Raw genomic sequence first — 26,664 nt, forward strand, 5'->3', positions numbered from 1 at the left:
AGGGGTATAAGCCCCTGACCCGCCGCATAGCCCCAGACACACGCCGGTATAACACCGGAACACCCCGGGTAAACGCCCGTCCCCCCCCCTCGCGCCCTACGCCGCAAGGTTCCGGCCACGGGCGCGTCGTATCCACGGATACCCTTGAGCGGTGACCGACGCCCAAGAAACCGCAGCAGGCCTGCGCACCACCACCGGGGGCGGCCCCCCGGACGACGAGGTTTCGTCCGACGGGCTGCCGATTCCCTTGCTAGAGCCCCGTGAGGGCATCCCTCCGGTGGTCGCCGACGCGGCCGCGCTCGCCGAGGTGGTCGCGGCCTTCGCCGCGGGCACCGGACCCGTCGCCGTGGACGCCGAGCGCGCCTCCGGCTACCGCTACGGCCAGCGCGCCTACCTCGTGCAGCTGCGCCGCGAGGGTGCGGGCTCCGCGCTCATCGACCCGGTGGGCTGCCCCGACCTCTCCTCCCTGGGCGAGGCCCTGTCCGGCACCGAGTGGATCCTGCACGCCGCCACCCAGGACCTGCCCTGCCTGCGCGAAATAGGCATGGCGCCCACCTCCCTCTTCGACACCGAGCTGGCCGGCCGCCTCGCCGGCTTCCCGCGGGTCGGACTCGGCGCGATGGTCGAGGGGGTCCTCGGCTACTCGCTGGAGAAGGGCCACTCCGCCGTCGACTGGTCGACCCGTCCGCTCCCCGAGCCGTGGCTGCGCTACGCCGCGCTCGACGTGGAGCTGCTCGTGGACCTGAGGGACGCGCTGGAGAAGGAGCTGGACCGGCAGGGCAAGCTGGAATGGGCCCACCAGGAGTTCGACGCCATCGCCGCCGCCCCGCCCGCGCCGCCGCGCAAGGACCCGTGGCGCCGTACGTCCGGCATGCACAAGGTGCGCCGGCGCCGGCAGATGGCCGTGGTCCGGGAGCTGTGGGAGTCCCGGGACCGGATCGCGCAGCGACGTGACGTGTCACCGGGCAAGGTGCTGGGTGACGCCGCGATCGTCGAGGCCGCCCTCGCCATGCCGCTGAACGCGCAGGCCCTCTCCGCCCTGCCCGGGTACGGGCAGCGCATGGGCCGGCGCCAGCTGGACCAGTGGATGGCCGCCGTGGACCGGGCGAAGGCCCTGCCCGAGGCCGAGCTGCCGCAGCCGGGGGCGACCCCGGCCGGTCCGCCGCCTCCCCGTTCCTGGGCGGACAAGGACCCGGAGGCCGCGGCGCGGCTGGCCGCGGCCCGGACGGCGGTGTCGGCACTGGCGGAGGGGCTGAACCTGCCGCAGGAGAACCTGATCACCCCCGACACGGTCCGCCGGCTGTGCTGGGAGCCGCCGCTGCGGCGGGAGCCCGAAGCGGTGGCCGAGGCCCTGGCGGGCTACGGAGCCCGCCCGTGGCAGATCGAGCAGGTGACGGACGCCCTGGTCACAGCGCTGGCCGCGACCCCGCCAGCGCCCCCGGAGCCTCCGGTCGAGGACTGACGCACCCCCGCGTCCGCGTTTCACGACGGAGCCCCCCGCCCTTCGGGCCGGGGGGCTCCGTCGTGTCCCGGTTCCGCTACAGCCGGACCGGAGTTCTTTTGAACACGCTCAAAGCGGCCTAGGTTTTGAACGTGATCAAACACGGGTGGGGACACGAGGCATGGCTGGCCGAGTTCGAGGCCGAACGGGAGCGGCGGGCCGAGCGCGGCGATCCGGACTGGGACCGGGGCGACGCACTGCCTCCGGAGCTGGTCCGGAGCCTGCAGCGGTTCCAGGTCGGGGAGGACGGGGACGGCTCCGCGCTGATCGGAAAGGCCGACCGGGCGGGTGACCCGGTGTACGCGCGGGCCGTGCGCCTCTTCGTAGCGGAGGAGCAGAACCACGCGCGGATGCTGGCGCTGCTGCTGGCGGCGGGGGGTGCGCAGACCCTGGCCGGGCACTGGAGCGACACCGTGTTCGTCCGGCTGCGCCGGCTGCTGGGGCTGCGGGTGGAGCTGCTCGTGCTGATGGTGGCCGAGGTGGTGGCGCTGCGGTACTACCGGGCGGTGCGGGACGGCAGCCCGGACCCGCTGGCCTCGGAGGTGGCGGGCCGCATCCTGGCCGACGAGGAACGCCACGTCCCCTTCCACTGCCTGCGATTGCGGGAGGCAGTGGCCCCCCTCCCCGCACCGGCCCGGCGGGCGGCCGTGCTCGGCTGGCGGGCGCTGCTCGGAGCCGCCGCCGTGGTGGTCGCGGTCGACCACGGCCCGGCGCTGCGCACCCTCGGCGTCGGCCGCCGCGCCTTCGCGGCGCAGACCCTGCGCGCCTCGGCCCCGATGGCCGCCGCCATCGCGGCGACCGCCACCGCGCCCGGCGCCGTGCCCTCCTTCGCACCGTGGATGCGGCGGGGCGGCGGAGTGTGACCTTCGCCGCTCCTCCCACGGGGGCTGTGCATGCCGGTTACCGGCAAGTAGCATGATGAGGTGAGCGGGCGCTCAGCTAATGGGCGCGCCCCCGCGCAGCAGTGCACACCCGCACCTGGAGGAGAGCCAACGTGCCTCGTACCGTCAGGGACGTCGTCTTCGTCGACGGCGTCCGCACCCCGTTCGGCAAGGCGGGCCCGAAGGGCATCTACAACGAGACCCGCGCCGACGACCTCGTCGTCAAGGCCATCCGGGAGCTGCTGCGCCGCAACCCGGACCTGGACCCCGCGAAGATCGACGAGGTCGCCATCGCCGCGACCACGCAGATCGGCGACCAGGGCCTGACGCTGGGCCGCACGGCCGGCATTCTCGCGGGCCTCCCGCAGTCCGTCCCGGGCTACTCGATCGACCGCATGTGCGCCGGCGCGCTCACCGCCGTGACCGCCGTCGCGGGCGGCGTGGCCTTCGGTGCGTACGACGTCGCCCTCGCCGGCGGTGTCGAGCACATGGGCCGCCACCCCATGGGCGAGGGCGTGGACCCGAACCCGCGCTTCGTCTCCGAGAAGCTGGTCGACGAGTCCGCCCTGTTCATGGGCATGACCGCCGAGAACCTGCACGACCGGTACCCGACGATCACCAAGCTCCGCGCCGACGAGTACGCCGTGCGCTCGCAGGAGAAGGCCGCCAAGGCGTACGCCGACGGCAAGATCCAGCAGGACCTGGTGCCGATCTCGGTGCGCAACAACAACGAGGCGGCCGGTGAGACGGGCTGGGGCCTGGTCACCGCCGACGAGCCGATGCGTCCGGGGACCACCCTGGAGAACCTGGCGGGCCTCAAGACCCCCTTCCGTACCCACGGCAAGGTCACCGCGGGCAACGCCGCCGGTCTCAACGACGGTGCCACGGCCGCGATCATCGCGTCCGAGGACTTCGCCCGCGCGAACAACCTCCCGGTCAAGATGCGCCTGGTCTCGTACTCCTTCGCGGGTGTCGAGCCGGAGGTCATGGGCTACGGCCCGATCCCGGCCACCGAGAAGGCCCTGGCCCAGGCCGGTCTGACGATCGACGACATCGGCCTCTTCGAGGTCAACGAGGCCTTCGCGGTCCAGGTCCTCGCGTTCCTGGAGCACTACGGCATCGCCGATGACGACGCCCGCGTCAACCAGTACGGCGGGGCCATCGCCTTCGGTCACCCGCTCGCCTCCTCCGGCGTCCGTCTGATGACCCAGCTGGCCCGCCAGTTCGAGGAGCAGCCGGAGGTCCGCTACGGCCTGACCACCATGTGCGTCGGCTTCGGCATGGGCGCCACGGTCGTCTGGGAGAACCCGAACTTCACCGCCGAGGGAGACAGCAAGTGAGCACCACCACCACTGAGCTCCTGAAGGGCGCGGCCGAGCTGTTCCCGGACGAGGTCGTCACGCGCGCGCTCGTCCGCCACCTCGACCTGCCGTTCGGCGCCGGGCGCTTCGCGCTCGTCACGCTGGACAACGGCCTGGACCACACCAAGCCGACCACCTTCGGCCCGCAGTCCCTCGCCAACCTGAACGCGGCGATCGACCAGGTCGAGCAGGAGGCCATCGCGGGCTCCATCGTCGGTGCGGGCCTGACCGGCAAGCCGTTCATCTTCGCGGTCGGCGCCGACCTCAAGGGCGTCGAGCTGCTCAAGAAGCACGACGAGGCGCTCGCCATCGGCAAGGGCGGCCACGACGTCTTCAAGCGCCTCGCGGCGCTGGCCGTCCCCACCTTCGCGTACTACAACGGCGCGGCGATGGGCGGCGGTGTCGAGGTCGGCCTGCACTGCACCTACCGCACCGTCTCCAAGGCCATCCCGGCCTTCTCCCTGCCCGAGGTCTTCCTCGGCCTGGTACCGGGCTGGGGCGGCTGCGCCCTCCTCCCGAACCTGATCGGCGCGGACCGCGCGGTCTCGGTGATCATCGAGAACTCGCTGAACCAGAACCGCCAGCTCAAGGGCAAGCAGGTCTTCGAGCTCGGCATCGCGGACGCGCTGTTCGACGGCGCGGACTTCCTGGAGCAGTCGCTCCTGTGGACCGCCCGCGTGCTGAACGGCACCACCGAGGTCGTCCGCGACGAGATCGACCGCGGCGAGGCCTGGGACGCGGCGGTCGCCCGCGGCCGCTTCATCGCCGACTCCAAGGTGCACGGCGCGGCCCCGGCCGCCTACCGCGCGCTGGAGATCATCGAGGCTGCCAAGGACGGCGACCTGCAGAAGGGCTTCGACGCCGAGGACACCGCGCTCGCGGACCTCATCATGGGCGGCGAACTGCGCTCCGGCATCTACGCCTTCAACCTGGTCCAGAAGCGCGCCAAGCGCCCGGCCGGCGCCCCGGACAAGAACCTGGCCCGCCCGGTCACCAAGGTCGGCGTCGTCGGCGCGGGCCTGATGGCCTCGCAGCTGGCGCTGCTGTTCCTGCGCCGCCTGGAAGTGCCGGTGGTCCTCACCGACATCGACCAGGAGCGCGTGGACAAGGGCGTGGGCTACGTCCACGCCGAGATCCAGAAGCTGCTCGGCAAGGGCCGCATCAACCAGGACAAGGCCAACCGCCTGACCGCCCTGGTGACCGGTGTCCTGGACAAGGCCGAGGGCTTCGCGGACGCGGACTTCATCATCGAGGCCGTGTTCGAGGAGATGTCCGTCAAGCAGAAGGTGTTCGCGGAGGTCGAGGCGGTCGCCCCGGCGCACGCGATCCTCGCCACCAACACCTCCTCGCTGTCGGTCTCCGAGATGGCCTCCAAGCTCCAGCACCCGGAGCGCGTGGTCGGCTTCCACTTCTTCAACCCCGTCGCGATCCTCCCGCTGCTGGAGATCGTCCGCGGCGAGCAGACCGACGACGCCTCGCTGGCCACGGCCTTCGGTGTCGCGCGGAAGCTGAAGAAGACCGCGGTCCTCACCAAGGACGCCCCGGCGTTCGTCGTGAACCGCATCCTGACCCGCTTCATGGGCGAGATCCAGAACGTCATCGACGAGGGCACCCCGGTGGTCACCGCCGAGAAGGCCATCGAGCCGCTCGGCCTGCCGATGTCCCCGCTGGTGCTCCTGGAGCTCGTCGGCCCGGCGATCGGCCTGCACGTCTCCGAGACCCTGAACCGCGCCTTCCCGGAGCGCTTCACGGTGTCCCCGAACCTGGCGGCCGTGGTCAAGGCCGGCAAGCGCGGCTTCTACGTCTACAACGCGGAGAACGGCTTCAAGCCGGAGCTGGACCCCGAGGTCGCCGCCCTCCTCGTGCAGGGCGACACCGTCCTGACGGAGGAGCAGGTCCGCGACCGCGTCCTGGACGCGGTGGCGCAGGAGATCGGCCTGATGCTGGAGGAAGGTGTCGTGGCCGAGGCCCAGGACATCGACCTCTGCCTCATCACGGGCGCGGGCTGGCCCTTCCACCTGGGCGGGGTCACCCCGTACCTGGACCGCGAAGGCGTCTCCGAGCGGGTGAACGGCAAGAAGTTCCTGGCCCCGGGCGTGGCGAGCGTCCCCGCGTAACGAGCGGCAGCCGGCAGCGAAAAGAGCGGGCCGTACGGGAGGAGATCCCGTACGGCCCGCTCTTCGCGTCCGCCCGCCCCGTGTGCCCGGGCGGCCCGGCTACCGGCTCACTGCTCGAAGATGCCGATCCCGTTGGCCACCGGCCGCTCCGAGGGCTCCGCGCCCTCGGCGCCGCGCGGGGTGTTGCGCAGCTGATCGCGCACGATCATCGTGGTGGAACCGCCGCCGTCGAGCATCATCGCGTCGCGCGCCCCGAGCGAGGCCATGAGCTTGGACGTCTGCATGACCGTGGCGCCCGCGTCGATCCCGGGTGCCCGTCCGTCGATGGTCACCAGGAGGAGGCTGCCGTTCTTGGTGACGCCGACGGCGGTCCGCGGGGCCGTCTTCGTGGGCGAGGTCGCCTCGACGATGTCGGGGACTCCGTCGCGCAGCAGCCGGTAGCGGCCGCCCACCGCCGTCTCGACGGGGCCGGGTACCACCGATCCGGTCGCGTCGTTCATGACGAAGGAGGTGGTGAGCACGGCGCCGGTCTGGGCGTGCGTGCGCAGCCACTCGGTGTCGGTCCCGATCGCGTACAGGGTGCTGCCGTTCTTCGGGACGGCGCCGCCTGCGGGTTTGCGGACGCCCGTCACCCGGCCGTCCGCGTCGATCAGGGCCTCCATGCTGCCCGGCGGGCCGGGAGGCGTGCGCTCTCCCCACTCCGGGGTGAAGACCACGAGCTCGTCGGTGTCCGTGCACAGCCCGCCGTACGGTTCCTGCATCGGCTCCTCCGTGACGGCCAGGAGGTCACCGCCGACGCCCCCGCAGCCGAGGATGCGACCGGGCACCCGGTTGATCCCGTCCAGTTCCTGGGGCACGCCGTCCTCCGAGACCACCACCCCGTCGGTGGAGACCTCGTCGACCCGGGCGCTGAGCTTGCCGCGGTTGTAGCCCAGGAGCAGGGTGGGACGGCCCTTGATCGCCTCGCTGAGGACCTTGCCGCCCTCGGTGTAGAGGCCGAGGGGGTCCCCGTCGTAGCCGGCGTAGCTCTTGCCGGTGCTGATGTCGAAGAAGGAGGCGTTGACGGCGGCCAGCGCCCCGAAGGTCTCGGCCATCTTGCGCACCGTCTCGGCGTGCGCGACGGCGGGGCCGTGCATGCCCGCCACCCTGACCTTGGCGTCGGGACGGATGGTCAGGACGCGTACGTGCGAGGATTCCTCGCCGTCGAGCTTGCGGACGGACTCCTTGTACGTGACCCCTTCGGGCAGGCCGAGGTCCTCGGGCTGCGACTCCGAGGGGGCCGGGTCGTCCGGGGGCCGGGGATCCGCCGTGCAGCCCGCGAGGGCGACGGCCACGACCAGCGCGGCGGCGGCGAGCCGCGTGCGCCTAGCCACGGACCGCGCCCAGCGCACCGGGGGACGCACCGAGGTCGCCCACGCGGACGACCACGTGGCCCTCGGCCACGTACCCGTCCTGGTCCTCGTAGGTGCACACGAACCGGTCGTAGCCGTGGAAGGAGTGGGGGGCCTGGTAGGTGACCGAGCCGTCGGGGGAGCATCCGAGCATGCCGTACCGGGCGATGGTCACTCCGGTCACCCGCAGGCCCCCGCCCCTCGCCGGCAGCCCCACGACCTCGCCGGGGCGCAGGTTCAGGAGCCGGGCCGGGATGCTGTGGCGGCGCACGTAGTAGCCCTTGTCCTCGATGCCCGAGGAGGAGGAGAGCTTGTCGCCCTGGAAGGGCATGATGCCGACGACCACGCGCGGCACCACGACCGCGCCGTCCGAGCCCTCGTCCAGGACGCGCACCACGCAGGTCGCGGTGACCGGCTCGTCGCCCGAGGCGAAAGCCGCGTAGCGGCCGTTGGGGAGCTTGCGCATGCCCTGGAGGTCCTCGACGACGACTCCGTCCTCCAGGCTCTCGCCGAGGATGTAGCCGTACGTACGGAACGCTCCGCCGGACGGGGTCACCGTCATGGCGATCTGGACCCGGGCACCCGGCGCGAGGGGGTACGCCGGATCCGCCGTGGAGAGCAGGTCGAGCACCCCCGTGTAAGGCCCCTGCGAGGCCCAGGCGCGGACCAGGGGGAACCAGTTCCCGCTCACTTCATGCCTCCCGCGACACGTGTCTTGGTCATCTCGTCGAAGACGGCGTCGTCGAGGAACTCCACCACCTGGTCCGCGTCGAAGCCCGTCTCCAGGTTCCGGAAGAAGTGCGCGGGCAGCATGCCCTGCACCAGCAGCTGGCTCGCGACGAACCGGGAGCATTCCACTGCCCCGTGGCTGCGCAGGTGGGAGTTGTCGGCCACCCCTTCCGGGTAGTTGGGGTGCTCGCCCGGCTGAAGGTACACGAAGAGGCTCTTGGTGCCGTCCGGACCGAGCTGGCGCCACCAGGCGATGCTCCACTCGTTCAGGTCGATCAGCGGCACGGAGAGCTCCGCCGCCACCTCGCGCATCGCGGCGGGGTACATCAGCAGCGGCCGGCGCATGTTGCCGAAGCGGTCGAAGACCCGGCGTTCGTGGCTGGTGACGAGCACCGGGTGGGCTCCGCGGTCCCGCGCCTCGTTCACGTAGCGCCGCAGGTTGGTCTGGAACGCGCCGAACGGCTCGGTGAAGACGCCGGCCTGCTCCTTCATGTCGCTGAGCCCGAAGGAGATGACCAGGAGGTCCTCCGGCTTGATGTTGTCCAGGATCCAGCCCAGGCGTCCGCGTTCCATGAAGCTCTTGGTGCTGGCGCCGGCCCGGGCGCAGTTGACCACCTCGATCCCCTGCATGAACAGGGGGAGCGTCTGCCCCCAGCCGGCCATGGGCGCCATGCTGCGCTGGCGGCTGCAGACCGTGGATCCGCCCGCCAGGTATATCGCCGTCATCGTGCGACCTTCACGTGTCTCAGAACTCCCCGTTTCCGCGTTCCCCGAAGTGCAGCCGGGCCCGTTCGTCACCCACGATGTTGGAGTCCATCGACTCGATGACCTTGAAGGCACGTTCGCAGTTCGAGGTGTCGCGCAGGATGAAGAAGTCGTCCACGCGCTGCTTGTACTGCGGCTCGAGCTGGAAGTTCCGCTCGAGGACGCCGATGATCTCCTGCACGGCGTGGTCGACGGTCCGGCAGGCCGGGCCGAAGCCGTCCCTGTCGATGTCGAAGTACCCGCGCTTGTAGTGCTTGCTGTAGAAGGACTCGTCGTCGAAGTTCGTGTAGACGACGGGCTTGCCCATGTAGGCCACGTCGAAGAACACCGAGGAGTAGTCGGTGACCATCATCGAGCACTCGCGCATGGCCAGCTGCACGTCGCGGCCCGTCGTGGACACGATGATCGACGGGTGCTCGATCTTGAAGTGCTGGAGGTAGGGCCGGATCTCGTAGTGCGGCATGAACTCCAGCTCGACCCCGTGGTACTGGAGCGCGGCGAGCAGCCGCTCGTTGCGCAGCAGGGAGGAGAAGAAGCGGTAGTACTCGGACGCCGCGAACGGGATCTCGGGCTTGGCCGCCTTGTTGTACGAGGGCGCCACGATGTCGCGGCGCCAGGTGGGCATGACCAGGACCCGGCGCAGACCCGGCACCGGCTCCAGCGCGTCGAAGCGGGGCATGCCCGTGGCGGCGACGCGCCCGTAGCCGTAGCCGCAGTGCTCCGCGGTGTAGGACCGCTCGCTGCGGCCCGTGCTGAGGACCATGTCGACGTTGGTGGTCTGGCCGTGGATGGAGGCGACGACGTCGTTGTAGCCCACGCCGTGCCCGAGGAACACGCGCTTGTAGCGCAGCAGGTCGCCGTAGCCGCGCAGGAAGGAGCGCTTGTTCAGGCCGGGGAAGCCGAGGTAGGCCTCCAGGTCGTAGGAGTTGATCAGGCGCTCGGCGTGCAGCAGGTAGGCGCGGTGCTTCCACGAGAGCCTGTCGATGACCTGCCCGTACTGGGCGACCTTGTCCCAGTCGTGCGCGTCCCCGTTCATCGAGTAGTAGATCTTGCGCTTGGGCTGGTTCAGCCGGATCCACTTGAAGAGGTGGTAGCTGTTGTCCTGGGCGGTGTCCTCGCGTTCACCGATGATCCAGATGCCCCGGCCGTGCAGGTAGGGGTAGGTCAGCCAGTACATGAAGCGGGTGCGCCAGCCCGGACGGCCGGGAAGGGAGTTGCGCAGTTCCTCGCGGAAGCGGCGCACCTTGTCCTTGATCCGGGCCGAGGAGCCCTTCACCCAGCGCGCGGTGACCTGCTCCTCCTCGTCGATCGACAGGAGGAAGCGCTGCCGGCCCGAGGTGTGCACCCCCTTGAAGCGGTGCATGTTCATTCGGGCGGCGAGCTTGATGTCGTGGTGGCGGTCCTCGTCGAGGACCCGGATCACCATGGTCAGCTCGGCGTTGGCCAGGACGTTGAGCGCGGACGGGCGCGCCGTGGCGCGCCAGCCGGAGAACCAGTCCTGGTTCTTGCGGGTACGCCAGCGGTCGCGGCGGTAGACCTGCTCGACGGGGAGCGCCACCTCGCGCTTGCCGTCGGAGAACACCAGCTGGAGGCGGTTGGTGTACTGGGCGTCGATGTCCACGCCGGAGAGCACGAGGAGGCCCTCGAACCGGATCTCGTCGCCCTCCCAGACGAAGGTCTCCATGACGGCGTTGGACCGCGGGACGCGCAGCAGCTTCGTCTCCACCGGGTCGCTCGCCAGCCGCCGGTAGATGCCCTCGTCGTCGAGGAAGAGCCGGGGCAGGAACTCGGGCGCGCCCAGCGGGTCGGCGAAGAGTTCGAGGTTGCCCGTCACGATCGCGTGGTGCTGGACCTTGGACTGCGGGTGGCTGGCGTACTGCAGGATGATCTCGTCGGGGATCTTCCCGTAGACCGAGGCGAGCAGGGGAAGGACCCCGCCGAGCTCGGTCTTGCTCATGATGCGGTGCATATTGCGCACGTAGGGCTGGAGCGAGCGGACGACGAAGCGGTGGGCCAGGCGGACGACCCGGGGCGGTGCGCCCTGGACCGACGCGAGGACGTACTCGGCCAGCCGGACCCGGTCCACGGCCTTGGCGGGGTCGTTCCAGGGACGGTCGAAGAGCGAGTTCTGCTTCTCTTCCTCGCGCTCGAAGAAGCGGGCACCCGGTGCGACGGTCACCGTCTTCGAGAACAGCAGGGCCGGGACGGTGAACCAGTCGTCCTCGAGGCCGTGGCCCGGGCCGCACCGGAAGCCGTGCTCGCGCACGAAGGAGGTCTTGAAGAGCTTGCCGCCGAGCCGGGTCGAGAAGACCAGGTACGGGGCGTCGGCCAGCCTGCGGACGGTGCCCTTGGAGGTGAAGTAGCGCTCCCAGGGCTCGTCCTTGCCGAGCCACGGGCCCGGGAAGTTGTCCGCCACGCCCACGACGGCGTCGGCGCCCTTGGCCTTCCGGGCCGCCGTGAGCAGCCGGCCCACGGAGTCCTGGCCGAGGATGTCGCGGGCGCGCGCGAACATCACGTAGGGGGCGGCGACGTACTGCAGGCCGTTCTCGAAGGCGATGCGCCCGCCGAGGCTCTGCTGGGTGACGACCATCGCGTTCGGGTAGTAGGCGGCGAAGGCCGCCAGCTGCTGGGCGGTCGTATCGTTCGAGCCGTCGTCGACGAACACCACCTGGGTGCTGCCGAAGCTGCCCTGGGCGACCAGGGAGGAGAGGAACTCGCGCAGGTGGTACTCGTCGTTGTGGCACAGGACCACGAGCGCGGCGGCGTACTGCTCGGGAGCCTGGACGGGTCCGGTCGGCTTGACCTCCTGCCACCACAGCCAGGGGGTTCCGCGGTCGGACGCCTTGGCCTGCAGTGCCTCGGTCTCGGGGCGCAGGCCCAGGTTCCCGCTGATGGTCTCGTAGACCTCGTGGACGCCCGTGGTGGACGCGTACCGCAGGCTGGTGGCGTCGAGTCCGCTGACGTTGAGGGCGGTGGAGGCCCGTTCGCCGTCGTGCCGGAGCTGGACGAAGAAGTTCCAGTGCCCCGCGCGGTCGGCCTTGTCCAGGGTGGAGGTGAGGTCGACGGTGGCGTGGTAGCGGATCCAGTCCGCGTCGATCTCCAGGCTGGAGACGGGGAAGTGGTAGTCGGTCTTGGAGCTGCGGCGGCGCAGGACCGCGATGAGCTCGACCTTGTCCTCGGGGCGGACCCGGCCGAACTGGTTGCGTATCGCGCCCGCTATGTGCAGCTCGCCGTCGACCAGCTCCACCGAGGTCGCCTGGTTGTAGAGGCGGGCGTCGGCGAGCTTCTGGCCGGTCAGATCGAGCTCGGTGACTTCCAGGAAGCGTTCGGCCTCGGGGTGGCGCATCAGCGATCCGGACCAGAACACCCGCCCGTCCCGCTCCACGACGTCGGAGCTGATGACGCTGCGGCGCCGCATGTAGTCGGCGGCGGACACGGCGATGTCGACCCGGCCGTGCATCAGGCCGAAGGCGCGCACCCGCTCCATGGGCCCGCACAGCTCGTAGGTGGTGGGCTCCAGGGTGCGCAGGTACGGGGCCACGGCCGCGAGGAACCCGTTGCGGTAGTTGCGGTCGCCGCTGCGGAGCTCGGGGGTGTACAGGCGCAGGTCGTGCGAGAGGAACTTGGCGGCCTTGCGGGCCAGCAGGTCGGGCCGGCCCACGCTCTGCAGGAAGCTGTCGGTGTACTGGTGCACCCGGATGCGGTCACCGATGCTGCGCAGCTCGTGGCGGCGGTTGGTGATCGAGGGCTGGTCGGACTCCCGCTCCCACATCCACCGGTAGACCGGGGTGGCGAGGATGGTGAACGAGCGCGCGTGGAAGTTCGCGACCGTGGAGAAGTACGTGTCCTCGAAGTAGACGCCTTCGGGGAAGCGGATGCCGAAGTTGTCGAGGTAGTCCCGCCGGTACAGCTTGCCGGCGGCGATCGGGTCCTCGAAGAGCTCCGGCATGGCCGACAGGCCGCCGACCGTCTGGTCCGCGGGGTACAGCTGCGGCTGCCAGACGGTGACCTCGTCGGTGGCCTGGTTGATGCGCACGACGCGGCCGGCGGTGACTTCCGACCCGGTGACGACGGCGGAGGAGAGCAGGCTCTCGACGGCCTTGAGCGGCAGCTCGTCGTCCGCGTCGAGGAACATCACGAACTGCCCGGCGGCCGCTTCGATGCCGTTGTTGCGGGGTGCACCGCAGCCGCCGCTGTTGTGCTGGCGCTCGATGATGCGGACCCGGCGGTCCTGGGCGGCGAACTGGCGGGCGACGCCCCGGGTGCCGTCGGTGGAGCAGTCGTCGACGACGAGTACCTCGATGCCCCGGTGCGTCTGGGCCACGGCCGACTGGATCGCCCGGGCGAGAGTGGCGCTCGCGTTGAAGGCCGGGATGACGATCGTGACGCCGTACGGGGAGATGTCGACCGGGAAACTCATCTGGGGTGGCGCTCTCGTTCGGCGTAGTCAGGTCGCTGCGAGTTCTGCGAGGGGATCTGGGCCAGTTGCATCGTGTCGGTCACGCTGCCCGTGAACTGGTCCGTGTAGGCCCTCGGGAACGGCTCGAACCCGGGGTCCTCGTAGGGCTCGGGCGCCGGGAACATCTGGGCGGGATCGATCGCGCCCAGGTCGTCCTCGCCGCGGCGCCGGTGGCGTCCTGCGTGCAGGTGCGGGGCGATGGAGCCGGCCCTGGAGGGGGTGTTGCCCGGGTCGAGGCGTTCCATCGTGCGCGTGAAGTCGCGGGTGGAGAGCCAGAACTTGAACATGATCACGAGCTCGAAGCCGCCCATCAGCACGGCGGACGCCGCGGTGGTCCACAGGATGTGACCGATGACGGGGCCGACGATGAAGATGAACATCTGGAACTCGATGCCGCTGATGAGGTGCGGCCGGATGCGGCTCTGCACCAGGGCGTGGCGGAACCGTGCGTACCAGGGGAAGCTCTCGCGGAACTGCTGGTGGAGGTCGATGACCTCGGCCTGCTCGACCTGGGCGGTCTCCCGCTTGAGTTCGTCGGCCTGGCCGAGGGGGTTCTCGCGCAGGAGGTCCTCGATGAAGACGACCTTCCGCTCCTCCTCCTCGATGCCCTCCTCGGCCTGGCGGGCGAGCGTGACGGCCTCGATCTTGTTACGCATGGACATGCGCATCTTGTAGATCTGGAGGGCGTCGACGTAGCGGAGCATGTCGAGGAAGATCACGACGAGGGCGGCGAGGAGGTAGACCTCTTCGTCGTGCTGCAGGAACTGCCCGCCCATCAGGGCCAGCGCGCAGAAGAGCACACGGATGCGGTCGAAGACGTAGTCGAGCCAGCCGCCGAAGATGGTGCCGTTGCCCTTGAGGCGGGCGAGCTTCCCGTCGATGCAGTCGAGGATGAAGCTGATGTGGTACAGCCCCGCGCCGATGCACAGGGAGAGCCAGTCACCCTGGAGGAAGAAATAGGCCGAGCCGAGGCCGACGTAGAGCGCGGCCCACGTGACACGGTTGGGCGTCACGAAGTTCCAGCGCGCGAACACGCAGACGAGACGGGTCGCGATCGGATCGACCAGAAGGACCGTCCACCAGGCGTCCCGTTTCTTGCACGTGAGCTTCTGGACAGCCTTCAGTGACAGCTTGGACATAACCCCTCAGTCGTCAACGGCGCCAACCTGTTCAACAGAGCGCCTGCGCCCACCCCACGAGACACGGAAGCGAGCGCCGCCCCCGTGACGCCGAACGTTCACCTATGGTCCAGGTAAATGGGCGCTGAATGACAATAACAAGTCACTGGTGAAGCCATCCAGCATGCAAGGCGACGACTGGCGTGCTTAAACCTGCATATGCGTGACGTAAACGATCCTTAGTGGACAGTCCACGGAGTGAACTCCAAGCCCTGAGATCCCAGTTGCTGGCGCGCCACGCGGAGCGTTCCGTCCATTCCCACTGTGGCGATCACCACACGCCCATGGCTGTCAAAAGCCGCTGCGGGCGGAACCGCCGAGGGCTCCCCGGACTCTTCCCACCACACCCCGATGTCCGGCCGCCCGTCCGGGTGCGCGCCGATCGCCGTCACTCCCCCGGTGCCCTCGCGGACGAGCACCGTGCAGCCCCATCCCTGGATGTCGGCTCCCGACACCCCGGCGACCGAACCGATCCCCTCCGGCCCGCCGAGGCCGATCGGCACCTGGGCGCCCGGCCACCAGACGCAGACCTCGTTGCTCCCCGCGTAGCGGAAACGCACGACGCCGCTCTCCGCGGCCACCGAGAGGCTGCCCGGGTACGGGCTCACGGGGATCCGCCGGTTCTCCGCCCAGGCCGCCTTCGCGTCCTGCTGGAAGAAGTGCCCCGCGGACGCGGTGTCGCGCGCCCGGGCCACCATGTGCACGCCGGCCGGCACGGCCGGGAAGGCGACCAGTTCATCGGCCACCCGCAGTCCGCCCAGCGCTTCCCAGCCGGACATGCGCCCCTTCGGGGTCTGCCGCCGCACGCTGACGCTGTGCCCGAAGTTGCGCACGAACACGTGCAGGTCGCCCTCCGCGTCGAAGGTGGCCGCGGGAAAGCCGGTTTCCCGGGCCTTCTGCCAGCTCGACGCGTTGGGGTTGCCGACGGAGGTCCAGGGGCCGAGGGGCCGGCCCGTCTGGTACTGGGCGGCGTACACCACCTCGACGTCGGAGCCGCTGTCCTTGCGCTTGGTCCGGCTCAGGCCGAAGAGGTACGCGTAGCCCTCGGGGCCCTGGAGCACGGTCAGTCCGGGCATCAGCTCCGGGCCGGCGAGCAGCTCCGGGCCGGTCCAGCCCTCGGCCTCGGTGCGGCCCTCGGTCCAGCGGACCACGCCGGCAGCCGTCGGCAGGTACGCGGACAGCCGCCCGTCCTTGCCCGTGAGCAGCCATCCGGACGGGCGGGGGTAGCGGGAGCAGGCCGCGGCGGGCAGCGCGGGGTCGGCGCCGGCCCGGCGGCAGTCCACGAACACCGGGGTGCCGACCTCGAGCTGGTAGCGGCGGGCGGCCCGGAGGGCGCTGCGCGCCACCTGTCCGCGCGCCGGCGGCTCGGTGACGATCGGGAGCTTGCGCTCGTTGTCGATGCCGGTGTGCACGGGGTCCGGATCGAGGGTGCGCAGGCGCACCGGTCCGATCTCGTGGAGGATCTCGAAGATCTGGCCCGCGAGGTTGCCGTCCGCCGCGTACAGCAGGAACGGGTCCCCGGGGAACGTGCACCCGCGCCGCTTGGCCTGGGCCACGGCCGCTTGCAGCGCACGGTGCCCGTCGGGGTCGCCGCCGTCGAGGAAGACCAGCTCGATCACCGAACCGGAGGGTTCGGAATTGATCAAGGGCACGGCGTCCGCGGGGCCCGCGACGACGATGGCCACGGCGGAAGCCCGGCCCGTCTGCGAAGGGGAACCCTGCTGCAGCTTTTCTCGAGAGGCGTCACCGCGTCGCGCACGACGTCCGTCATTTCGGCCCATGGCTCCCACTCCCCCTCCCCCGCGCAGTGGGGACTCCGATATTTTCCGCATCACAAACGACCAGGAGGACGATAAGCGCACTCCCATTCGACTTGGAAATCTGCTTATAGTGCAGCGGCATCCGGCCACCCTTGCCCGCTGCCCTCCGACCCAGGGCCCCGAGGATTCGAGCAGTATGACCCAAGACACCACCGTACGCAGTCGTCGACGATCCGCAGGGCGCGGGGTACGTCCGCGCAAGCGGCGCGTTCTGAGGATCGTCCTCCTCGTACTGGTCCTGCTGCTGCTCGGCGCCGCCGGCACCGGCTGGTGGGCATACAACCACCTCAACGGGAACATCGACAGCGTCGACCTGGATCAGGCGATCGGCGCCGACAACCGCCCGGCGAAGGTGCCGGACAGCGGACAGAACATCCTGGTGCTCGGCTCCGACTCGCGCGCCGGCGCCAACGGTGAGCTCGATCACGGCGATGTCAGCGGCTCCCGCTCGGACACCAACATGCTGGTGCACATACCCGAGGGCCGTAAGAAGGCCACCGCGATCAGCATCCCCCGCGACACCCTCATCACCCGGCCGGAATGCAAGGACAAGAACGGCAAGACGGTTCCCGGCGCGAACCGCGTCATGATCAACAGCGTCATCGGGACCGCCGGCCCGGCCTGCGTCGTCAAGACCGTCGAGCAGATGTCCGGCGTCCGCGTCGACCACCTGGTGAAGGTGGAGTTCGCCGGCTTCAAGGAGCTGGTGGACGCGCTCGGCGGCGTGGACGTCACCCTCGACAAGCCCATCAAGGGCGGCCTGAACCTCGATGCGGGCACGCACCGGCTGAACGGCACGGACTCGCTCAAGTTCGTCCGCACCCGGCACGGTTACGGGGACGGCAGCGACCTCGGGCGCATCGACCTGCAGCAGAAGTTCATGATCGCGATGCTGTCGGAGATCAAGAAGCAGGACGTCCTCAGCAGCCCGGCCCGGCTCTACAAGCTCGCCGACGCCGGCACCAAGGCGCTGACCACCGACGCCGAACTCGACTCCCTCAAGGGCCTGTCGGACTTCGCCCAGAGCATGAACGGCGTGGATCCGGAGACCATGGAGACGATCATGCTCCCGGTCGCCTACGACAAGATCGACAAGAACCGCGTCGTCGCCGTGGAGCCGCAGTCCTCCCAGCTGTGGGAGGCCCTGCGCAAGGACGCGCCGATCCCGGCCGCGGCCAAGAAGTCCCCCGCCACCGGCGGCTGACCGACTCCGCTTCCGGCTCCGCTCGCACCTCCGGCTCGCAGCCCCGGCACCCCAAGGGTGCCGGGGCTCGTCGGCGTTACGAGCCGTCGCCGCCCAGCGCCGCGCGCCAGTCGCTGCTCGCGTGCCACTGCCCCGGCGGGTACTCGAACCGCACCTCCCCGAGGAGCACGAACCCCGCCGCGCGGCACACCGCGTTGGACGCCGGGTGGTCGACGGAGGGGAAGGCGTGCAGGTGGCGGCGGGCGCCGTGGACGCCCGCGTGGGCGACGAGCGCCCGGGCCGCGCGGGCCGCGAGCCCGCGGCCCTGGAACTCGGGGAGGATGCTCCAGCCGGCCTCATAGACCTCCTCCTCCTGCCAGACCCGCTCCCAGAAGCCGATGCTGCCCACGCTCTCCCCGTCGGCCACGACCCGGAACATCCGCCCGGCCCCCGGCTCCCGGGCGCTCAGCGCCAGGTAGCGCCGGTGGCGGTCGCGGAGCTTGGCCTCGGTCTCGGGGCCGCCCAGGTGCTCCGTCATGGCGGGCTCGTTCTTGCGCAGCAGCAGCCAGAAGTCGTCTTCCGCCCAGGGTTCCAGTCCTACGGTGATCTCCATGCCCTCACCGTAGGAGGAGGGTCAGCGGCCCTCGCGTGCGGGGTTCGGGGTCATGCCCTCGCCCCGGCCCAGCCGGCTGTGCTGCTTGCCGTAGAGGAAGTAGACGAAGAAGCCGATGACCATCCAGATCCCGAACCGCAGCCAGGTCTCGGCCGGGAGGTTCAGCATCAGCCAGACCGACGCGGCGATCGATACGACGGGCACGACCGGCACCCACGGGGTGCGGAAGGACCGGTGCAGGTCGGGGCGGGTGCGGCGCAGGACCATCACGCCGAGCGCGACGACCACGAAGGCGAAGAGGGTGCCGATGTTCACCAGGGTCGCCAGCTCGTTGATGCTGGTGAATCCGGCGACGACGGCGATGATCCCGCCGAGCAGGATCGTGGGCCGGTAGGGCGTACGGAACTTCGGGTGGGTCCGCGAGAAGAAGCGCGGCAGCAGCCCGTCGCGGCTCATCGCGAAGAACACCCGGGTCTGGCCGAGCAGCAGGATCATGCACACGGTGGTCAGGCCCACGGCGGCGCCGAAGCTGATGATGCCGCCGTAGACCGGATGGCCGGCGGATTTGAAGGCGTCGGCCAGCGGGGCGCTGACGGAGAGCTCCTTGTAGTTCTGCATGCCGGTCACCACGATCGAGACCGCCACGTAGAGCACGGTGCAGATGACCAGCGAGCCGAGGATGCCGCGCGGCATGTCCCGCTGCGGGAGCTTGGTCTCCTCGGCGGCGGTGGCCACCACGTCGAAGCCGATGAAGGCGAAGAAGACCACGGAGGCGGCGGTGAAGATGCCCATGACGCCGAAGTTGGTGGGCTCGTAGCCGAAGAGCAGCTGGACGAGCGGGGCGTCGAGTCCCGAACCGCCGGTCTGCGGTTCGGCGGGCGGGATGAACGGGGTGTAGTTGGACTTCGTGATGAAGAACGCGCCGGCGATGATCACGATGAGCACCACCGTGACCTTGATCGCGACGACCACCGTGGTGATCCGCGCGGACAGCTTCACCCCGATGACCAGGATCACCGTGAGGACGAGGACCAGGACGAAGGCGAGCAGGTCGAAGTGGCCGCCCGGAACGTCGGGTCCCTGGAGCGAGGCGGGCAGGTGCACTCCGGCGTTGTCCATGAGCGAGCGGACGTACCCCGACCAGCCGACGGCGACGACCGCGGTGCCGAGCGCGAACTCCAGCACGAGGTCCCAGCCGATGATCCAGGCGGGCAGCTCGCCGATCGAGGCGTACGAGAAGGTGTACGCGGATCCGGCCACCGGGACGGTCGAGGCGAACTCCGCGTAGCACAGGGCGGCGAGGGCGCACACGATGCCGGCGGCGACGAAGGCGAGGGCGGTGGCGGGGCCGGCGGTCTCTTTGGCGACCTTGCCCGTGAGGACGAAGATGCCGGTGCCGATGATCACGCCGACGCCGAAGACGGTCAGGTCCCAGGAGGAGAGCGACTTCTTGAGCGCGTGTTCCGGCTCTTCCGTGTCGAGGATCGACTGTTCGACTGACTTGGTACGGAAGGGACCGTTCAGGTTCCTACTCACCGACGCACCTCCGCGAGGCAGACCGCATCGAAACGAAACGGGCCGGAAGGCCCACCCTCCAAGGGTGAACCTCCCGGCCCGTGACGTGCAACCGCAGATGATCAGTCGGCCGGTCGGTCGACCGGCAAGTCGACCGGTCAGTCGACGGCGGCCGCCGGCTCGCTGTCGTAGCGCCCGTCCAGCTTGGCCACCAGGCCGGTGACCTGGCGCGCGATGTCCGGGGCGGTCAGACCGATCTCGGCCATGACCTCCTTGCGCGTGGCGTGGTCCAGGAAGCGCTGCGGGATGCCGAAGTCGCGCAGCGGTACGTCGACCCCCGCGTCCCGCAGTGCCTGCGCGACGGCGGAGCCCACACCACCGGCGCGACTGTTGTCCTCGACGGTGACGACCACGCGGTGGCCGTCGGCGAGCGGGGCCAGGGCCTCGTCCACCGGCTTGACCCAGCGCGGGTCGACCACGGTCGTGGAGATGCCCTGCTTGTCCAGGAGATCGGCGATCTCCAGGCACATCGGGGCGAGCGCGCCGACCGAGACGAGCAGTACGTCCGGCCGGGTGACCTCGGCGGCCGGGGTGCGCAGCACGTCCATGCCGCCGATCCGGCCGACGGCCGGGACGGCCGGGCCGACGACGCCCTTGGAGAAGCGCACGACGGTCGGCGCGTCCTTCACCAGGACGGCCTCGTTGAGCTGGGCGCGCAGCTGCTCGGCGTCGCGCGGGGCCGCCAGGCGCAGGCCCGGGACCACCTGGAGGATGGACATGTCCCACATGCCGTTGTGGGAGGCGCCGTCGGTGCCGGTGACACCGGCCCGGTCCAGGACGAAGGTGACCCCGCACTTGTGTAGGGCCACGTCCATCAGGACCTGGTCGAAGGCGCGGTTGAGGAAGGTCGCGTACACCGCGAAGACCGGGTGCGCGCCGCCGGAGGCCAGGCCCGCCGCCGAGGTGGCGCCGTGCTGCTCGGCGATGCCGACGTCGAAGATCCGGTCCGGGTAGGCGTCGGCGAACTTCTTCAGGCCGACGGGCTGGAGCATGGCCGCGGTGATGGCGACGATGTCCTTGCGCTCCCGGCCGAGCTTGACCATCTCGTCGGCGAAGACCGAGGTCCAGCTGGCGGCGTCGGTGGAGACCGGCAGGCCGGTGTCCGGGTGGATCACACCGACCGCGTGGAAGCGGTCCGCCTCGTCCTGGACGGCCGGCTCGTAGCCCCGGCCCTTCTGGGTGAGGCAGTGCACGATGACCGGCCCGCTGAAGCGCTTGGCACGCTGCAGGGCCGATTCCAGGGCCTCGATGTCGTGGCCGTCGATGGGGCCGATGTACTTCAGGCCCAGGTCCTCGAACATGCCCTGCGGGGCGATGAAGTCCTTGAGGCCCTTCTTGGCCCCGTGCAGGGTCTCGTAGAGGGGCTTCCCGACGACCGGGGTGCGCTCCAGGAGGTCCTTGCCGCGGGCCAGGAAGCGCTCGTAGCCGTCCGTGGTGCGCAGGGTGGCCAGGTGGTTCGCGAGGCCGCCGATGGTGGGGCCGTACGAGCGCTCGTTGTCGTTGACGACGATCACCAGGGGGCGGTCCTTGGCGGCGGCGATGTTGTTCAGCGCCTCCCAGGCCATGCCTCCGGTGAGGGCCCCGTCGCCGATGACCGCGGCGACGTGGTGGTCCTCCCTGCCGAGCACCTCGTTGGCCTTGGCGAAGCCGTCGGCCCAGCCCAGCACGGTGGACGCGTGCGAGTTCTCGATCACGTCGTGCTCCGACTCGGCGCGCGAGGGGTAGCCCGACAGGCCGCCCTTCGTGCGCAGGCCGCCGAAGTCCTGGCGGCCGGTGAGGAGCTTGTGCACGTAGGCCTGGTGGCCGGTGTCGAAGAGGACCTTGTCCTTGGGCGAGTCGAAGACCCTGTGCAGAGCGATCGTCAGCTCGACGACACCGAGGTTGGGGCCGAGGTGCCCGCCGGTCTTGGAGACGGCGTCGACGAGGAAGGTCCTGATCTCGGCGGCGAGCCGGTCGAGCTCCTCCTGGCTGAGCCGGTCCAGATCGCGCGGTCCCTTGATGCGGGTCAGCAGCACCCGTGCCTCCTTGCAGTCGCTTGCTGGTCTGCCGAGTCTAATGTTCGCTACTCGGGCGCCAGTAAAGCGCGGTCCCGGTCAGGTCACACCTTTGTCATACCTGTACACATCAGTACGGAGTCACACCCCCCAAACGGGGCCATACCCGCACACGTGTACGTACATACCTACGCACAGGTGCCCGGTGCCACACGAAGTGGCACCGGGCACTGTGACGGTTCTTACCGCCGCATCACGCTCCGCGCACGCCCGTCAGGCGCGTCCGGCCGTCTTCTGCGTCTTGCGGGTGACCGAGTCGATCACCACGGTGGCGAGGAGGACCGCGCCGGTGATCATGTACTGGATCGGCGTCGCGATTCCCTCCAAGGCCAGACCGTACTGGATGGAGGTGATGACCATGACGCCGAGGAGGGCGTTCCAGGTCCGGCCGCGGCCGCCGAAGAGGCTGGTGCCGCCGATGACGGCCGCCGCGATCACGTTCATCAGCAGGTCGCCGGCGCCGGCGCTCTGGTTCGCCGCCGCGATCTTGGAGGCCCAGAAGAGGCCGCCGATGGCCGCGAAGGTGCCGGCGATCGCGAAGACCGTGATCCGGACCCGGTTCACGTTGATGCCCGCGCGCCGGGAGGCCTCGACGCTGCCGCCGAGGGCGAAGATCTGGCGGCCGAAAGCGGTGCGCCGCAGGAGGAAGTCCGTGCCGACCAGGGCCAGCAGGAAGAGCACGATCGCCAGCGGCAGGCCCTTGTACTGGTTGAACACCGCGGCCGGGCCGAAGGTGAACACCGCGAGGAGCCCGGTGCGCAGCAGGATCTCGCCGAGGGGCCGGGAGGGCACCCCTGCGGCGGCGCGGCGCCGGTTGTCGGAGAAGGTGGCGAGGAAGTAGCCCGCCACGGCGAGGGCGGCGAGCCCGTAGCCGACGGCCACGTCCGAGAAGAAGTACGTGGTCAGCTGCCCGACCACGCCCTCGGAGTCGAGGTTGATCGTGCCGTTGCTGCCGAGGATCTGCAGCATGGCGCCGGACCAGAAGAGCAGGCCCGAAAGGGTGACGGCGAAGGCCGGGGCGCCGATCTTGGCGAAGAAGAAGCCGTGGAGTGAGCCGATCAGGGCACCTCCGGCGATCGCCGCGAGGATGGCCAGCCATTCGTTCACGCCATGGGTGACCGAGAGGACGGCCACGATGGCGCCCGAGACGCCGCTGACCGAGCCGACCGAGAGGTCGATCTCGCCGAGCAGCAGCACGAAGATGATGCCGACCGCCATCATGCCGGTGGCCGTCATCGTGATCGCGATGTTGGTGAGGTTCTCGGCGCCGAGGAAGTTGGAGTTCAGCCCCTGGAAGATGCTCCAGATGATGATCAGGCCGAGGACGACGGGCACGGAGCCCAGGTCGCCGGCCTTGAGCTTGCGGCCGAACTCGTTCACGTACCCGGCGAAGCCCTGCTCGCGTACGAGCAGGCGGGGGTCCACGGCCGGGATCGCGTCGTGGGCGGCGGCCGGGTTGACGGGGTCTATGTGCTGGGTACTCACTTGCGGGCCTCCCCGGTGCGGGCCGCCCGGCGGGTCACGGCGTTGTCCGTGGCCCCGGTGATGGCGGAGATGATCTCTTCCTGCGAGGTGTCCTTCACGGAGAAGACGCCGTTGTTGCGTCCGAGCCGCAGGACGGCCACCTTGTCGGCCACGGCCTTCACGTCGGCCATGTTGTGGCTGATGAGGATGACGGCGTGACCGCGCTCGCGCAGCCGCTCGACCAGGTCGAGCACCTGTGCGGTCTGCTCGACGCCGAGGGCGGCGGTGGGCTCGTCGAGGATCACGAGCTTGGGCTCGCCCAGCATGGAGCGGGCGATCGCCACGGTCTGGCGCTGACCGCCGGAGAGCGAGGCGATGGGGATGCGGACGCTGGGGATCCGGATGGACAGGGTGGTCAGGAGCTCGCGGGCGCGCCGCTCCATCTCCACCTCGTCGAGGATGCCGCGCCGCTTGAGCTCGCGCCCGAGGAAGAGGTTGCCGACGACGTCGATGTTGTCGCACAGCGCGAGGTCCTGGTAGACCGTCGCGATGCCCAGGTTCTGGGCGTCGTGGGGCTTGCCTATGGAGACCGGGCGGCCCTCCCACTCGATGACTCCGTCATCGATGGGGTGCACGCCGGCGATCGTCTTGACCAGCGTGGACTTACCGGCGCCGTTGTCGCCGACGAGGGCGACCACCTCGCCGGAGTGGATCTCGAGTTCTACGTCGGTGAGGGCCTGAACGGCACCGAACCGCTTCGAGACCCCTCGCAACGCCAGTACGGGCGCAGCGGACACATGAACCATCTCCTTGCCGCCTGACCGGCGGGGATGTCGTACAAAAAGAGCAGGACCACGGGGGGGGATGCGAGAGAAACGTTTCTGTTCTGTCCGGCGCCCCGCCGGTGGCGGGATGGAGGCGGGAGCGCCGGACAGGCATGGGGGCCGGCTCGGCGGACCGAGCGGCGGGGGGCCCTACTTCAGGCCGGCGGTGGCGCAGGCGGCCGCGTACTTGTCGGTGCAGATCTCGTCGAGCGTGTAGACGTTGTCGCGGACGACGGTGTCCTTCACGTTCGCCTTGGTCAGCGAGACGACCGGGATCAGCAGGGACGGGACGCCCTTGGTGGTGGGGCTGTCGACCTTGGCGGTGGCCGTGGTCGCGATCGACTCGCCCTTGGCGAGGGCGACGGCCATCTTCGCGGCGGCCTCGGCCTCGGGGGCGTACGGCTTGTAGACGCTCATGAACTGCTCACCGGCGACGATCCGCTGCACACCGGCGAGTTCGGCGTCCTGGCCCGTGACGGGGGGCAGCGGGGTCACGCCGGCCGCCTTGAGGGCGGTGATGATGCCGCCGGCCATGCCGTCGTTGGCGGAGTAGACGCCGATGACCTTGTCCTTGCCGAGCGCCGAGAGCGCGGCCGCCATGTTGGTGTTGGCGTTCTCCGGCTTCCACTCGACGGTGTCGTACTCCTTGCCGACGTTCACGTTGCCGTCGAGGACGGAGTGCGCGCCCTTCTTGAACAGCGCGGCGTTCGGGTCGGTGACCGAGCCGTTCATCATGACGATCTGGCCGTCCTTGGCCTTGGCGCCCAGGGCCTCCAGGAGCGCCTTGCCCTGGACCTTGCCGACCTCTTCGTTGTCGAAGGAGGTGTAGGCGTCGATCGGGCCCTCGGCGAGGCGGTCGTAGGCCACGACCGGGATGCCGGCCTCCTTGGCCTTCTTGACCGAGCCGGCGATGGCCTTGGAGTCCACCGCGTCGATGATCAGGACGTTCACCTTGTTGGTGATCATCGTGTCGACCTGCGAGTTCTGCGTGGTCGCGTCCTGCTTGGCGTTGGCGTAGACGACCTCGCCCTTGCCCGCGGTGAGGTCCTTGACCGCCTTCTCGATGAGCGGCTTGTCGAACTTCTCGTACCGCGCGGTCTGGTTCTCCGGCAGGAGAAGACCGACCTTGATCGCGCCGCCCTTGACCGCGCCCGTGGCGTTGTCCTTCTTGTCGCCGGACTCCTTCGCACTGCCGCAAGCGGCGAGCGAGACGGCCATGGTTCCGGCGGCAACGGCGACGGCAACTCTGCGCATACGCGTGTTCATTACTTGAACCTCCCTGACGAGGCCGCAGCACTGCGGCCGAGGTGGATGTGAGTCAACCCCGGCCGCGAGTTTGTCGTCAAGGAGTGAATGCTTAACGAGATGACAACGACGCCATTCGTTATCTAACTGAAGACAAGACGGCGGGAGCTCGCACTCCACTTCCATTTTCCGCCAAAAGCGTCGAATCGCCCATCTCACTCAGTACGAGGGCCAGCGCCCCCAGCACCTCGGCCCGCCCGCCCAGCGACCCGGTGAGCACGGACAACTGCCGGGCGGCACTGGGAATCGCGTACCTCCCCACGGATTCACGGATGGGGGCCAGCACCAGTTCACCGGCGTCCGCGAGCGAGCCGCCCAGGACCACCCGGCTCGGGTTCAGGAGGTTGCACAGACTGGCCACGCCGCTGCCGATGTGGCGGCCCACGTCCGTGATGACCCGGCGGCAGCCGGGGTCCCCGGCGCGGGCCAGCTCCACCACCCGCTCCATCGTCAACTCCGGGCCGTGGCTGCTCTGCAGCAGCGGCAGCACGTACCGGGCGGCGGCGAAGGTCTCCAGGCAGCCGCGGTTGCCGCAGCGGCAGACCGGACCGGACTCGTCCAGGGTGATGTGCCCGATCTCGCCGGCGGTGCCGCCGGGTCCCCGGTAGATCTCCCCGTTGATCACGAGACCGGCGCCGACACCGCTCGCGACCTTGATGTACGCGAGGTCCTTGACCCCGCGCCCGCTCCCCCAGACCAGCTCCCCCAGCGCCCCGAGGTTCGCGTCGTTGTCCACGTAGACGGGTACGCCCAGGCGCTGCGAGAGCTCGCGCCGCGGGTTGATCCCGGCCCAGCCCGGCAGGATCGCGGTGGACCCGAGGGTGCCGGACTCCACGTCGATGGGGCCCGGGACGCCGAGCCCGACCCCGATGACCTTGTCGCGGCCGATCCCGATGCCCTCGACGAGCCGTCCCACCAGGGCTTCCGCCCGGTCGAAGCCGTCGACCCAGGAGGCGTCCACGTCCAGCGGCTCGGACTCCTCGGCCAGCACCTGGTGGGCCAGGTTCCCCACGGCGACCCGCAGGTGGGTGTGGCCGAAGTCGACGCCGATCACGATGCCGGCGTCACCGCTGAGCGAGACGCTGCGCGCCCGCCTGCCCCCGGCGGAGGTGTCCGTGACCTCGACGGTCCCGGCCTCCTTCAGTTCCCGGACGATATTGGAGACCGTGGCCGCCGACAGTCCGGTGCTCCGGGCGATCTCCGCCTGGGTCAGCGAACCGGCGAGCCGCACCGCCCGTACGACGCGCTCCAGATTGGCGCGATGCAGTGAAGACTGCGATCCGGGAGTCTGCACGACTCATCCACTCCTGCCCATAAGCAACGGCAAGCCGTCGCCCCCCGGCCGGGGCCGTCAGCGGCTGCGCGCTCCCGCTGACACGAGACCCCGGCGTCTCTCCAACTTGTGAACCTTAAGTCGAGCCTTTGCGCCTCCAGACGTCAAGAG

General features: G+C 70.0%; 18 protein-coding genes. 5 read left to right on the forward strand and 13 right to left on the reverse strand.

Translation table 11 applies throughout. The features are described from left to right. Nucleotides 1–151: 151 nt before the first annotated feature. The 4 genes from ACFWNV_RS01980 (at nt 152) to ACFWNV_RS01995 (ending at nt 5,860) form a co-directional block, all read left to right on the forward strand. Entirely contained in the window at nt 152–1,462 is a 1,311-nt protein-coding gene (locus ACFWNV_RS01980; protein WP_383939004.1) for an HRDC domain-containing protein, read from the forward strand. 131 nt (nt 1,463–1,593) lie between these two features. Next, complete coding sequence (locus ACFWNV_RS01985) at nt 1,594–2,364, forward strand: ferritin-like domain-containing protein (RefSeq protein WP_383939006.1); 771 nt, start codon at nt 1,594–1,596, stop codon at nt 2,362–2,364. Nucleotides 2,365–2,495: 131 nt separating this feature from the next. After that, a complete protein-coding gene (locus ACFWNV_RS01990) occupies nt 2,496–3,722 on the forward strand; it encodes a thiolase family protein (protein ID WP_383939009.1) in 1,227 nt (408 codons plus the stop codon). Then, entirely contained in the window at nt 3,719–5,860 is a 2,142-nt protein-coding gene (locus tag ACFWNV_RS01995) for a 3-hydroxyacyl-CoA dehydrogenase NAD-binding domain-containing protein (RefSeq protein WP_383939012.1), read from the forward strand. Before ACFWNV_RS01990 ends, ACFWNV_RS01995 begins: the two co-directional genes overlap by 4 nt. A 107-nt stretch (nt 5,861–5,967) precedes the next feature. Here the strand turns inward: ACFWNV_RS01995 and ACFWNV_RS02000 are convergent, their stop codons facing one another. The 6 genes from ACFWNV_RS02000 to ACFWNV_RS02025 all read right to left on the reverse strand — a co-directional run bounded on the left by ACFWNV_RS02000 (nt 5,968) and on the right by ACFWNV_RS02025 (nt 16,067). After that, nucleotides 5,968–7,233, reverse strand: a complete 1,266-nt coding sequence (locus ACFWNV_RS02000; RefSeq protein ID WP_383939014.1) for a phosphodiester glycosidase family protein — start codon at nt 7,231–7,233, stop codon at nt 5,968–5,970. Further along, on the reverse strand, nt 7,226–7,942 hold the full coding sequence (locus tag ACFWNV_RS02005; RefSeq protein WP_383939017.1) for an Ig-like domain-containing protein: 717 nt from the start codon (nt 7,940–7,942) through the stop codon (nt 7,226–7,228). The genes ACFWNV_RS02000 and ACFWNV_RS02005 overlap by 8 nt, the downstream gene beginning before the upstream one ends. Next, on the reverse strand, nt 7,939–8,706 hold the full coding sequence (locus tag ACFWNV_RS02010) for a rhamnogalacturonan acetylesterase (RefSeq protein WP_383939020.1): 768 nt from the start codon (nt 8,704–8,706) through the stop codon (nt 7,939–7,941). Before ACFWNV_RS02010 ends, ACFWNV_RS02005 begins: the two co-directional genes overlap by 4 nt. A 19-nt stretch (nt 8,707–8,725) precedes the next feature. Then, nucleotides 8,726–13,165 (reverse strand): glycosyltransferase, encoded by a 4,440-nt coding sequence (locus tag ACFWNV_RS02015; RefSeq protein WP_383939023.1) that lies wholly within the window; start codon nt 13,163–13,165, stop codon nt 8,726–8,728. Further along, entirely contained in the window at nt 13,162–14,343 is a 1,182-nt protein-coding gene (locus ACFWNV_RS02020; protein ID WP_383939026.1) for a CDP-alcohol phosphatidyltransferase family protein, read from the reverse strand. The genes ACFWNV_RS02015 and ACFWNV_RS02020 overlap by 4 nt, the downstream gene beginning before the upstream one ends. Before the next feature lie 218 nt (nt 14,344–14,561). After that, on the reverse strand, nt 14,562–16,067 hold the full coding sequence (locus ACFWNV_RS02025) for a hypothetical protein (RefSeq protein WP_383939029.1): 1,506 nt from the start codon (nt 16,065–16,067) through the stop codon (nt 14,562–14,564). A 271-nt stretch (nt 16,068–16,338) separates the two neighbouring features. Between ACFWNV_RS02025 and ACFWNV_RS02030 the strand changes: the two genes are divergently transcribed. Beyond that, nucleotides 16,339–17,406 (forward strand): LCP family protein, encoded by a 1,068-nt coding sequence (locus tag ACFWNV_RS02030; RefSeq protein WP_383939032.1) that lies wholly within the window; start codon nt 16,339–16,341, stop codon nt 17,404–17,406. Between the two features lie 76 nt (nt 17,407–17,482). On the opposite strand, the gene ACFWNV_RS02035 is transcribed toward ACFWNV_RS02030, so the two are convergent. The 7 genes from ACFWNV_RS02035 to ACFWNV_RS02065 form a co-directional block, all read right to left on the reverse strand. Continuing rightward, on the reverse strand, nt 17,483–17,998 hold the full coding sequence (locus tag ACFWNV_RS02035) for a GNAT family N-acetyltransferase (RefSeq protein WP_383939034.1): 516 nt from the start codon (nt 17,996–17,998) through the stop codon (nt 17,483–17,485). A 21-nt stretch (nt 17,999–18,019) separates the two neighbouring features. Next, a complete protein-coding gene (locus ACFWNV_RS02040; RefSeq protein WP_383939037.1) occupies nt 18,020–19,534 on the reverse strand; it encodes an amino acid permease in 1,515 nt (504 codons plus the stop codon). Between the two features lie 137 nt (nt 19,535–19,671). Next, entirely contained in the window at nt 19,672–21,588 is a 1,917-nt protein-coding gene (gene dxs / locus ACFWNV_RS02045; RefSeq protein ID WP_383939040.1) for a 1-deoxy-D-xylulose-5-phosphate synthase, read from the reverse strand. A 252-nt stretch (nt 21,589–21,840) separates the two neighbouring features. Next, the gene (locus tag ACFWNV_RS02050) at nt 21,841–23,112 is read right to left on the reverse strand and encodes a sugar ABC transporter permease (RefSeq protein ID WP_383939043.1); all 1,272 of its coding nucleotides are present in this window, start codon (nt 23,110–23,112) and stop codon (nt 21,841–21,843) included. Continuing rightward, nucleotides 23,109–23,897, reverse strand: coding sequence for an ATP-binding cassette domain-containing protein (locus ACFWNV_RS02055; protein WP_383939046.1), 789 nt, complete (start codon nt 23,895–23,897; stop codon nt 23,109–23,111). Before ACFWNV_RS02055 ends, ACFWNV_RS02050 begins: the two co-directional genes overlap by 4 nt. 168 nt (nt 23,898–24,065) lie before the next feature. Continuing rightward, nucleotides 24,066–25,169, reverse strand: a complete 1,104-nt coding sequence (locus ACFWNV_RS02060) for a substrate-binding domain-containing protein (protein WP_383939049.1) — start codon at nt 25,167–25,169, stop codon at nt 24,066–24,068. A gap of 130 nt (nt 25,170–25,299) precedes the next feature. Further along, nucleotides 25,300–26,514, reverse strand: coding sequence for an ROK family protein (locus ACFWNV_RS02065; RefSeq protein WP_383939053.1), 1,215 nt, complete (start codon nt 26,512–26,514; stop codon nt 25,300–25,302). Nucleotides 26,515–26,664 lie beyond the last annotated feature (150 nt).

This window comes from Streptomyces sp. NPDC058401, from assembly GCF_042722885.1.
GTDB lineage: Bacteria > Actinomycetota > Actinomycetes > Streptomycetales > Streptomycetaceae > Streptomyces.

What these genes read in the sequence shown, in the direction of transcription:
- ACFWNV_RS02035 (WP_383939034.1), bottom strand. Translation starts at nt 17,998, where the DNA reads ATGGAGATCACCGTAGGACTGGAACCCTGGGCGGAAGACGACTTCTGG.
- ACFWNV_RS02020 (WP_383939026.1), bottom strand. Translation starts at nt 14,343, where the DNA reads ATGTCCAAGCTGTCACTGAAGGCTGTCCAGAAGCTCACGTGCAAGAAA.
- ACFWNV_RS02010 (WP_383939020.1), bottom strand. Translation starts at nt 8,706, where the DNA reads ATGACGGCGATATACCTGGCGGGCGGATCCACGGTCTGCAGCCGCCAG.
- ACFWNV_RS02015 (WP_383939023.1), bottom strand. Translation starts at nt 13,165, where the DNA reads ATGAGTTTCCCGGTCGACATCTCCCCGTACGGCGTCACGATCGTCATC.
- ACFWNV_RS02055 (WP_383939046.1), bottom strand. Translation starts at nt 23,897, where the DNA reads ATGGTTCATGTGTCCGCTGCGCCCGTACTGGCGTTGCGAGGGGTCTCG.
- ACFWNV_RS02030 (WP_383939032.1), top strand. Translation starts at nt 16,339, where the DNA reads ATGACCCAAGACACCACCGTACGCAGTCGTCGACGATCCGCAGGGCGC.
- ACFWNV_RS02060 (WP_383939049.1), bottom strand. Translation starts at nt 25,169, where the DNA reads ATGCGCAGAGTTGCCGTCGCCGTTGCCGCCGGAACCATGGCCGTCTCG.